The sequence below is a fragment of the Facklamia miroungae genome, assembly GCF_012396555.1.
Taxonomy (GTDB): Bacteria; Bacillota; Bacilli; order Lactobacillales; family Aerococcaceae; genus Facklamia; species Facklamia miroungae.
Genome location: NZ_JAAXPS010000001.1, coordinates 417,861 through 428,199 on the forward strand (window position 1 = coordinate 417,861; position 10,339 = coordinate 428,199).

Genomic DNA, 10,339 nt, shown 5'->3' on the forward strand with positions numbered 1-10,339 from the left:
TGAAGTTGAAGATTCCCTCAAAAGTGAGTTTAACAACTCTACTTTTGAGGGATTTTCAAATCATATTAAATATTTTGCTTAATGAAGTTTTATGTTTTAAATCTTACAATATCCAACACATGGTTACTTGCTCCGACTAATTCCTGTCTTTCACAAATAGCGTAGTGGTAGTTAAGATAATGGTTGAAAGTTTCTGAATCGTAATTGTCGACAGTGCTTTCAATATAATGAGTGAATAAATCCGTTGCCACTAATTTTTCTCTTTGCAGATGACAGCTGTCATTTAAGGCATTAATCTCTTCAATTCGAATCATTTGGAAAATATCTTTTTCTTGAGAGAGGCAGTGAAAATCCTCTGTTAGCATCCCCTTAGCTAAAATATCTTTAAAATTACTGCCGTCTCCTTTTAAAGCCCATTGAACAATTGTCGATTCATTCATAATATAAGCAACCATCATGATACCTTGCGGCTTTAGTCGTTTTTTAGCTTGCTCGAGCGCTTGGATCCTATCGGTTTGACTATATAAATGATACATGGGACCTAGAAGTAAAATCAGGTCATAAGTCTCATCTAAGAGAAAATCCAGCTTCAAAGCATTGCCTTGTTCAATCCGCAAATTGTCTTCAGCGGTTAGCTTGGACTTTAGGACGTCAATATTCTTTTGCACTAATTCTACGGCTGTCACATCATAACCTTTGCGTGATAGGTAGAGTGAATATTGACCCGTTCCGGCACCTATCTCTAAAATCTTGGCATTAGGTTTTAGGTAATCTTCGATATATTTTAAAGTGGTTAAAAATTCTACTTTACCAGATTGACTGCAGAAACGCTGTTCTTCCGCTATGATATCGGTGTAATATTCTTCCAAGAATGAGGTCATTCTCCACCCTCCTATTTCATCGAATTTTTTCATTTAATTTTTATATTAAAAAATATATATAATAGTTTACACACGTATATTCTAAATTACAACCATACATTAAAAGCGGCTACTCTTATGAGCACCGCTTACTAATGATTTAATTAATTTATGGATGGAGTGTAAGTGTATGATCGACTTGAATAGCATTTAAATCAACCTTAGTATATTCACCTTTGATCCAGTTGTCTATTTGGTCATCATAATAATCACTCAAAAAGTGTCCACTCTGGCCTGGCGTAACAATATGCTCTCCAATATTGGTTGAAAAATCATAAATAAACCGCCAACTGGCTCCATGATTGACTAAGTCGTCACTATTTTCTCTAGCTGCCATGACCGTGTATTTAGAACCTGACATTTTAACCTTTTCCGGCGAAAAGAGGCGGTCTAAAATCGGACTGGCCCCAGCTAGTGGATGCTTAAGGTAAAGTTTATGCGACTGACCCCACTTCCAATTGGCTGGATTGCCTCCTTGCTTTTCTTTTAAATCTTCAATGGTTTCTTTATAGGAATTTTCAAGTACAGTTTGAATACCACCTAACCGCTCAACTAATTGACTTTCTTGCCCGCCAAAGACTTTACGTAAAATAATATGAGCATAGTGGTCCTTGTACTTCATGAATTCAAAGGCTTCTTTACTCATAATATTCTCAAATAGATAGGCTTGGGTTTTATACAGCCACTTATTAAACACAAGAGCTGCTAAACTATCTTTACTGTCTTTTTTATCCCATGCTTTTAAATCGTTTAAAATACTTTTATCAATGACAGACGTATCCATATTCTCTAAGAACTTGTCCAAAAATTCTTCAGCCGCTAAGTTTTGAATGTCCATCTGTAAGTCTTTCATATCTTGAGTCGTAAACTGCTTGTCTTGTGATAAGACTTGATCAATTCGATCCATACGATAAGGCTCCGCATAGATATTCGAAGTATGATACGCTAAATTCTCATCGGTTTGAACATTAGCAGTTGCCAGATATCCTTTTTTTGGATTGAATTGTTTAGGTAATTTATCAAAAGCTACATAACCATCCCACCCATAGCTACTATCATACCCAGGGACTAACAAGATACCATTACCTTTTTTGCGAATAGGAATATTACCGTTCGATTTCATTCCTATATTGCCTGCTTTATCAGCATAAACAAAGTTTTGAGCTGGTGTTGTGAAATTTAAGAGTCCTTCTTCAAATTCTTGCCAATTTTCAGCTTTATTCAGCGCAAGAATAGCATCCAATTCAGTCGAAGGTTCGTGCGCCGTCCACTTCATTGACACACTGGTATTCGAATTCTTGATCTTGACCAAATCATCAACGATAATACCATTCTTGCTGTATTCAATGTTAAAGGAAATCGAATCTTTTCCTTTCACTTTGATCTCATGTTCTACCACTTCAGAGTCATAATACTTACCATCCAACTCAAATTGACTCAAGTCGTTTGGGTTACGCTTTTCAATAAAGAGATCTTGGACATCTGGACCATAGTTGGTGACCCCCCAAGCAATATTTTCGTTATTTCCTAAGATAATACCAGGTATACCGGTAAAAATCACACCTGAAACCTTTTGACTGGGAGACTTTAAGACCATTTGATACCAAATCGAAGGAGTCGAAAGCGTCAAATGAGGATCATCAGCTAAAATCGGTTGACCCGTTTCAGTCTTAGCTCCTGACAAAACCCAGTTATTACTGCCATTATAAACATTTGGCAGGTCAAGACTAGCCATTTTTTTACTAACTCCCACTTGGTACTTTTTATTTACTGTAATAATTTCTTCAATATCTTTATCTTTTGTAATCGCTTCTTCATTCAATTCGACAAATAGCTCTTCACCTAAGTCATTAAGTGCCCAATTATTAAAAGCTTGATAATCAAAATGCCCCCCTAAGTCATAGGCCATGTATTTTCCGATGGTGAGTGAGTCAACGACTGACCATTCTTCGGGCTGATAACCTAGCATTTTAAATTCATAAGGTAGTTTATTATTTTCCTTAGCATAATGGATATATTCATTAACTCCTTTTGTAAAAGATTCAATCACTGCTAGCGTTTCGTCTGAATAGGCAGCTAGTGAACGTTCAGCTGCTCTTCTCAAATCAAAAAGTAAGAACTTTTTATCATTTTCAATTGCTGCTTCGCCTACTACTTCAGAAAGACGACCGCTAGCTTGACGTCGTGCCATATCCATTTGAAAAAGACGATCTTGGGCTTGGATAAAGCCCTGAGCAAAATAGAGATCTTGGTCATTCTTTGCGATAAGGGTAGGAATCCCCACTGCATCTCTGGTGACTGTCACTGGTTGGCTAATTCCATTAATCTGCAAGTCACCATCTAACTTTGCCTTACTCGATTGCACTGTAAAGTAAAGAAAGGCAAAGACTACACCAGCAAGTAATACTAGACTGATAAAAATATTTTTTAGTAGTTTCTTTTTCATAAATGCTCCTATTCACTTTATTTTTTGATGATATTATTAAAACCTTTTCGTTGGATAATATATTCGGATAATAAGCGATAAGCAAAAGCAATGGTCATTGTTGAAAGACCAATCGTATCATCCATCACAATTAATTGATTAAAGATAATCTTATTTTTCGATTTTTTAACTGCTGAACCAAAGACAGATTGGATGGAGTGTTCCAATTGATCCGCAAATAAATTATATGCTTCAGAATAATCCATTAACTTATTTTGCAACCTTGCCCCTTCGACAATATCTTTAATCGATATGACTTGTTTAAAAATGCATATGACAATAATAAAGGCAACTTGCTCTTTGGAATATTTGCGTCCTTGAGGAGCTTCTATCATTTTCCATTTAACATAGTTTCTAATCATATCTTGAGTTAATTTTTCTTTCTGAGTGATTATTAAATGAAAATGCTGATTAAAATACTCCACAATTTGTGAACTGAAGACATTATCAGGTAATTCTTCCCAACGTGGACACGAAAATTGGTAAATATCCTCTAATGTTTTATTCATCCTTACCTCCTATATCTAGTTATAATAACTCAATATAGTATAGGTTAAAATTTGCTTTCTGACAAGCAGAAGTAAATAAAAACTTTCAAAAAAAAGGGAGCATTCGCTCCCCTAGCATGTAGTAATTATTTATCTTCAAAATTGAATAAGTCATCCACTTTAACGCCTAATACCTGTGCTAATTTAAAAGCTAAATTCAAACTTGGGTCATAGCGATTATTTTCAATCGAATTGATAGTTTGTCTGCTAACGGCACATTTTTGAGCGAGTTCTTCTTGTAAAAAGCCTAATTGTTTGCGATATTTTTTGATATTGTTATCCATAAACTTACTGATACTTCCTAGAATTTATTAGATAAGCGGTATTAAAGACGATTGATACTAAACCAAGATAAATGGCGGGATTACTTTCTAGTCCAAAACTGGACTCTTGCTCAAAGAAAATCTTCCAAATGATGTGAATGACAAACAGTATAACAGCAGTTATAAATGCACTAATAGCAGACTTATTTAGTATAAGTCTCTTTCTCTCATCACCTCTTTTGATTAATAGTATAATCATTACCACTGTACCTATCATTGATACAATAAGAAATAACCACAATAGACCTAATAATAGATTTTGACTTAACCCAGAAACACCATCTACAGAATTCATGGAAACCTCCTCCTTAAATGTAATGTTCTTTTGACATTATTATAATTTATACTTTCCCTTATGTCAAACTTATTTGACATTTCATTTAGCTTTTAATTTCATAAAAAAAAAACGACTATGTGTCGTTTGGACTCGATAAAAATTATCGATAAAGTTATTATTTCTTCATAACAGCTTATTACTTATATTTTTACATATAGGTCAGCAACTCGGTAATCAAGGACATGGCGTGTGTTAATTGATTAGCGCCCGACTTTTCGGCTTGACTATAATCGAAGTTCTTTTCGAACATAATCGTTTAATTTTACCTACTTTGATCATCCAAATGCTTTATCCACGTTATTAACGTTTATCCTACACTCTCTCATGTCAAGTTATTAAAAAAGTAAATAGATCGATAGAAAATTATGAACAAAGAGAAAACCATTCAATAACCCTCTTTCAAAGACTTAATATAATTTTTAAACACTTTAAAGGTGAATGTTTCTTAAAAACTTTACTTCATGAGTAAAAGGATATATCTTTAGCTTTAAACTTCGATAGAATCTAAATAATTCTGAGCTTCTTCCCTTTTTTAAAAATCACAATTTCTTTATCTGCGTATTTTTCTATTAATTTTAGAATTTCAAGCTTACTTTGCGAATTAAAATTTTTAACAAACTCATTAAATTCCTCGTCAATATGATTCTCCGGCTCAATCCAAGGTAAATCAAGTCTTTTTTACCTTTTCTGTTCCTTATTCCTTCCAAACAAATAGTTGTAGGATAATCCAAAAAAATGATTGTATCTGCTTCAATAATCCTTTTTTCCATTGAACTCCCATAATTTCCATCTATGATCCATGAATCCATATTCAGTATTTCTTCTAGACGATCTAATAAAATTGACTTTTTAACGTTTATACCATCTTCATTCCAATTCAAAAGGTCTAAATGATATAAAGGTATTTTTGTGAGTTTGCTCAACTTTATCGAAAATGTACTCTTTCCACTGCCTGGGCAACCAATTACTATCATTTTTTTATTATTCTATTCGTAATTCTCCTAGTTATTCTTTATTGATATAGTCCTTAAAACTTAAAATGCTATCTTTGTTTCAACTTCTCTTTTTCAACCACATTGCAACTGATCTTGGAATCGTTACGATAAGGATAACAGGCCAATATATTTCTTGGTTCTCTGTCAAAAGATTGAATAGTACATTTCCTAAAAGAAATCAGATAAAATCACGCAGAAATAAAAGATATATGGGTGCTTTGATTTCGATTGATTCATCCTAACCCTCTATTGAGTTAATGAATAAAGTAAGTAGGTTTAAAGTTATCTTCGGTTACCCTCAAAATCAAAATGCTTTTTTAAGGCTCTTTCTGTTGGTACGATTGAACCAATTAATACTACCAACTGAAGCATACAAATAAGAAGACCTACATTCGAAATGGTTTCATCGTCTCTCCCTCAAACAAAAGCCATGACCATTATAATTAATAGCAGTAAAATGAGACCAAACTTTATCCAAACGTTCCCACTGTGCTGATGGGCAAATTGCCAAGTCTCTTTATTTTTCATCGACATCTTCGTACGGTACCCATATAGACTGTTGATCTTATTGGGGAGCTTTCTTTTTGAAAACATAACCAAAAAGCACCATTACTACGGGAATCAGCAATGATGAAAAAAACATAAAGAACCAGTAACTCATTCAATCCCCTCCACTACTGAAATTTATAATAAAAGGATATCATTTTGATCAGCAAGAAATATCTTAATAAAAATTAAAACTGTCTAGAAACTTTTTTTCGACCTATTTTAATTTTACTGGACGAATAAAATGAGCATAGGTTAAAGCGGTCATTATCCATATAATTAGTTGGAATAAAAAGTATCTTTCGCCAGCAAGTAAGAATATAACTATTTGGATCAAAGAAATTCCGACACCTATCGGAGCCCACTTTTTCTTATTCATTCTTACTTTTTCCCAATCATACTGATCCTCTATATTCCACCATTTTCTTTGTTGATAATCAAGGCTAACACTCAGCATTGTTTCTACACTTTTAATTGCCGCATGCGATTGACTTGCATAAATAAGAGTGGATAACAATAATACAACCATTGACACATTATAACGATTCACTTCAAGAAGATCATAAAAATCTGCGACAAGTGATAGAATAAAAATGATTGCAAGAACAGTGAAAAATTTTGTTCTGTAGGATAGCTTTTTCATATCTTTACCTCCAAATTATTTTCTCATTATCTTTCTAAATGATTCCAATCTAATCTATAGTTCAGATATTCGTGTTATGCAATCAGAAACCACTTACCTATGATTAAGACGATTTTAAATTCAGGAAAGAAATTTGCAAACATTCAGCAGTTAATTAATTGTATATTTACATTAACAATTTATATAGTTTATCACTTGTAGGGTCATTATTGAACTTACTCATTGATATTAAAAAAGAAGTCGCTTTTTATCTTCGACTTCTTTTAGAATTTATTTTTTCAAAGGTGTTCACCCATTAAGGTCTAAAATAAGCCTCGAAGGTCTGGACGTTAATCATTTTTTCATTTTCAGTAATCAGAGTTGTATGTTCATTTTTTATAATTTCAATTGCTTCTTCTACCGAAATTTCCTGGTTATGAATCGGCGTCCCCATTCCTTCCCAGTGGGTGAAACGAATTGGTTTAGTGGCTTGCTTAATTTGATTGATCACTTCTTCTTCTGAAACATTGGTCCCTAAATCTGTCGATGTATAATGAATCATTTAAACCCCTCCCTTTTAGTATATTATATCATGATCGCAAGATAAAGGCATAGTAATTCAACAAAATTTTTCCTTAATTTTTATCAATATGATTAATAGAATTTTTGGTTGACTTTTTTTCATAATTAATTTCTTTTATGTCTAAATTTTTTTGAAATCAGTTACTTTAAAAAATAAATTTTTACTCTATAGGTTCAATACCAAATATATTGAATTAATTCTTTAAAAAGAGTACGCTTACATTGCAGGTGAAATTCATTATCTTTTGGGAGGCATTAGATTTGAATAACATTAAATACATAGGAAAAGACACTACAAAATCAGAAAATGGAAAAATCCATTTAAAAGAAGGTAGAAGAACAGGGTGTGGGGCTATAATAGAAGATAATCCAGAAGACTGGGTTGAAACAAACGAAGCGATTACTTGCAAAAAGAGAGGCTGCAATAAAGCTTAATTTCATTTCAAATTTTTTTTAATTAAAACCAACTTACCTGCAAAAGCGATGTGGCTATTCCACATCGCTTTTTTTGTAATTTATCTATAAAAAGTGGTTATTAGTTAAAATTATATCTTCCTTCTCTATCCTATATTAAAATGGTATACTTCATTATTATGTATAGAGCTTTGGAGGTAGTAGGTGGTGAATAAATATTATTTTTTTATTAATAAGCGTTCAAGGAATATCGAGAGTGTATTGAAAAAATTAGAATTACTATTACCGGAACATATTGTAAGCTATCAACTAATCATATCAAATAATATTCAGCAACTAAGTATTTCACTCTCTAAATTGAAAGTAACAATTCATCCAACTGATTATTTTATTATTGTGGGTGGGGATGGTAGTCTCAATCAATTTATCCATATTTATACCAAAAACAATTTCACTAATCCAATAGGCTATATTCCTGCCGGTTCTGGTAATGACTTTGCTCGTACTCATAAAATTCCCACTAATACTGCAAAAGCCCTACAACACCTATTGACTCTTCAAGAAGGACAAGAACTAGCGATTATAGTAGCAACAGATAATCAGAACAAATATATAGCAGTTAATAGCATGGGCTTTGGCCTTGATGGATTAATTACTCGTAATATTGAAAAGAAAAAACAAAAAGAAAGATTAGGTGCTTTTTCTTATCTACTAGGTATACTTTCTGGGTTTATCAAACAGAGAAAATTTTCGCTTCGATTGAAGATCGATAATCAATCTTATCCATTTTATAACGCTAAATTAGCAGTAGTAGCCAATAACCCCTACTTTGGTGGAGGAATAAAAATTGTCCCTCATGCTACAAATCACGATGATCTATTAGAGGTTTTGATAGCAGATAACGTTTCTTTAGGAAACTTATTTTCTATTCTTGTTAAGTTGCTAACCAACAAGTCACACCTAGCTCATCCTAAGCTTCACACTTACCAAGCAAGTGAAATAATCCTAGAAATTAACTCGAACCAATGGGCACAAAAAGATGGTGAAGTTTTTCAGCAAGATAACTATTATATACATTTTCAGACTAAAAGAGTCCCTTTCTGGATTTAACATAAAAGCGACAGCAAATAGATAGATTGCTGTCGCTTTTTGTTTAAAAAGAATTGCCTAATTTACCGAAAAAATAGATAAAAATAGGTAAAAAGACTATTATATTTATCACAATTAAAAAAATACTTATTCTTTTAAATATTATTCGTTTATATAGGTCGTGTTCTTTCTGCCAAAAATAAACGGAGAGACACATTAGTATAAAGAGGCTAGCTAAAAATAATAGATTGGTAGACACTTATCATACCTCCTTTTGCAAATTGAATTGATCTTAGTAATTACTATATTTATGCCATTTTATTTAATTATAGCATAGCTCCCCTACTGCTTCTATCTAATCTACCCCGCTCGATTAATAATATGTTTGGAATATCACCTTTTATTTCTATGCAGATATCTTTATAAACAATGATTTAAATTAAAAACAAGTTTCCTCTTGCTTTTTTAAAAGTAATGGTTTATACTTAAAAATAGAGATATACGAAAACGAGTTAAGTTACTTAAAGTAAGCGGTTGGTGATGATTCATCGTAATATATTACTGCTAAAACTTCAAATTTACGTATATTCTATAATCATTTACATGATTAAAAAAATTATTAGGAGTGGGAAAAATGGGATTATTTAGTAAAGAAGAAAAACGCGAATTTTTGGATATGATTGAAAAGAGACGGACAATCTACGATCTTAAGCCGGCTTCACCAATTAGTGACCAAGAAATTGAAAAGATTATCACTGAAGTCATTAAACATACACCTTCAGCTTTCAACTCACAAAGTACCCGAATTGTATTGTTATTAAATGATAATCATAAAAAATTATGGGATTTAACAACCGAATCATTAAGAGATATTATGGGCGATGCTGATTTCACTGCTACACAACAGAAAATGGATGGCTTTAAAAATGCATATGGGACTGTACTCTTTTTCGAAGATCAAAATGTAGTTAAAGGATTACAAGAACAATTCCCTATTTTTGCAGATAATTTTCCTACTTGGGCACACCATACGAATGCTATGCACCAATTAGCTTTATGGACAGCCTTCTCTGAAAGAGAATTAGGTGCTTCATTACAACACTATAATGGTGTGATTGATGAAAAAGTTTATGCAACTTTTGATATCTCTAGTGATTGGGAACTTGTTGCGCAAATGCCATTCGGTGCAATCGGATCACCAGCTGGCACAAAAGAAATCAACTCAATTAGTGAACGTTTAATTGTTAAGAAATAAAAATTAATATTTAAAAAACAGATCCTTTGAGATCTGTCAGACTGAAGACAAACCCTGTGTGAGTTAATCTCAAATAAGGGGTTGTCTTTATTTTAGTTATAAATCACATGAAAATAAAAAAATGCGAAGCCTTTTTAGCTTCTCATCTCCAATATGTTTGCCAATTTCTTCATGTTCAAGCAGGCAAAAGTGAGCCCTGCTTTGAATTCCATCAAGGCTTTCC

At 32.6% G+C, this 10,339-nt stretch carries 11 protein-coding genes; 3 read left to right on the forward strand and 8 right to left on the reverse strand.

Annotated features, from left to right (window positions below):
* Nucleotides 1-89: 89 nt before the first annotated feature.
* From HF969_RS01925 to HF969_RS01960, 8 genes are all read right to left on the reverse strand, one after another.
* Nucleotides 90-881, reverse strand: coding sequence for a class I SAM-dependent methyltransferase (locus tag HF969_RS01925; protein ID WP_090289077.1), 792 nt, complete (start codon nucleotides 879-881; stop codon nucleotides 90-92).
* Nucleotides 882-1,029: 148 nt separating this feature from the next.
* Nucleotides 1,030-3,366 carry a penicillin acylase family protein gene (locus HF969_RS01930; protein ID WP_090289078.1) on the reverse strand — a complete coding sequence of 779 codons (2,337 nt, stop codon included), beginning with the start codon at nucleotides 3,364-3,366 and terminating at the stop codon, nucleotides 1,030-1,032.
* A gap of 17 nt (nucleotides 3,367-3,383) precedes the next feature.
* Nucleotides 3,384-3,914, reverse strand: a complete 531-nt coding sequence (locus tag HF969_RS01935; protein ID WP_090289079.1) for a DUF1836 domain-containing protein — start codon at nucleotides 3,912-3,914, stop codon at nucleotides 3,384-3,386.
* A gap of 125 nt (nucleotides 3,915-4,039) precedes the next feature.
* Nucleotides 4,040-4,237 (reverse strand): helix-turn-helix transcriptional regulator, encoded by a 198-nt coding sequence (locus HF969_RS01940; protein WP_090289080.1) that lies wholly within the window; start codon nucleotides 4,235-4,237, stop codon nucleotides 4,040-4,042.
* Nucleotides 4,238-4,241: 4 nt separating this feature from the next.
* Nucleotides 4,242-4,571 carry a hypothetical protein gene (locus HF969_RS01945; protein ID WP_090289081.1) on the reverse strand — a complete coding sequence of 110 codons (330 nt, stop codon included), beginning with the start codon at nucleotides 4,569-4,571 and terminating at the stop codon, nucleotides 4,242-4,244.
* A 1,454-nt stretch (nucleotides 4,572-6,025) separates the two neighbouring features.
* Nucleotides 6,026-6,202 carry an SdpI family protein gene (locus tag HF969_RS10155; protein ID WP_281241366.1) on the reverse strand — a complete coding sequence of 59 codons (177 nt, stop codon included), beginning with the start codon at nucleotides 6,200-6,202 and terminating at the stop codon, nucleotides 6,026-6,028.
* 169 nt (nucleotides 6,203-6,371) lie between these two features.
* Nucleotides 6,372-6,797 carry a hypothetical protein gene (locus HF969_RS01955; RefSeq protein ID WP_090289083.1) on the reverse strand — a complete coding sequence of 142 codons (426 nt, stop codon included), beginning with the start codon at nucleotides 6,795-6,797 and terminating at the stop codon, nucleotides 6,372-6,374.
* 295 nt (nucleotides 6,798-7,092) lie between these two features.
* Nucleotides 7,093-7,338, reverse strand: a complete 246-nt coding sequence (locus HF969_RS01960; protein ID WP_090289084.1) for a hypothetical protein — start codon at nucleotides 7,336-7,338, stop codon at nucleotides 7,093-7,095.
* A 281-nt stretch (nucleotides 7,339-7,619) separates the two neighbouring features.
* On the opposite strand from HF969_RS01960, the gene HF969_RS01965 reads away from it, so the two are divergent.
* The 3 genes from HF969_RS01965 (at nucleotide 7,620) to HF969_RS01975 (ending at nucleotide 10,116) form a co-directional block, all read left to right on the forward strand.
* Nucleotides 7,620-7,793, forward strand: a complete 174-nt coding sequence (locus tag HF969_RS01965) for a hypothetical protein (protein ID WP_168427133.1) — start codon at nucleotides 7,620-7,622, stop codon at nucleotides 7,791-7,793.
* Nucleotides 7,794-7,976: 183 nt separating this feature from the next.
* Complete coding sequence (locus HF969_RS10110) at nucleotides 7,977-8,882, forward strand: diacylglycerol/lipid kinase family protein (protein ID WP_090289086.1); 906 nt, start codon at nucleotides 7,977-7,979, stop codon at nucleotides 8,880-8,882.
* A 613-nt stretch (nucleotides 8,883-9,495) separates the two neighbouring features.
* Nucleotides 9,496-10,116 carry a nitroreductase family protein gene (locus HF969_RS01975; RefSeq protein ID WP_090289088.1) on the forward strand — a complete coding sequence of 207 codons (621 nt, stop codon included), beginning with the start codon at nucleotides 9,496-9,498 and terminating at the stop codon, nucleotides 10,114-10,116.
* Nucleotides 10,117-10,339 lie beyond the last annotated feature (223 nt).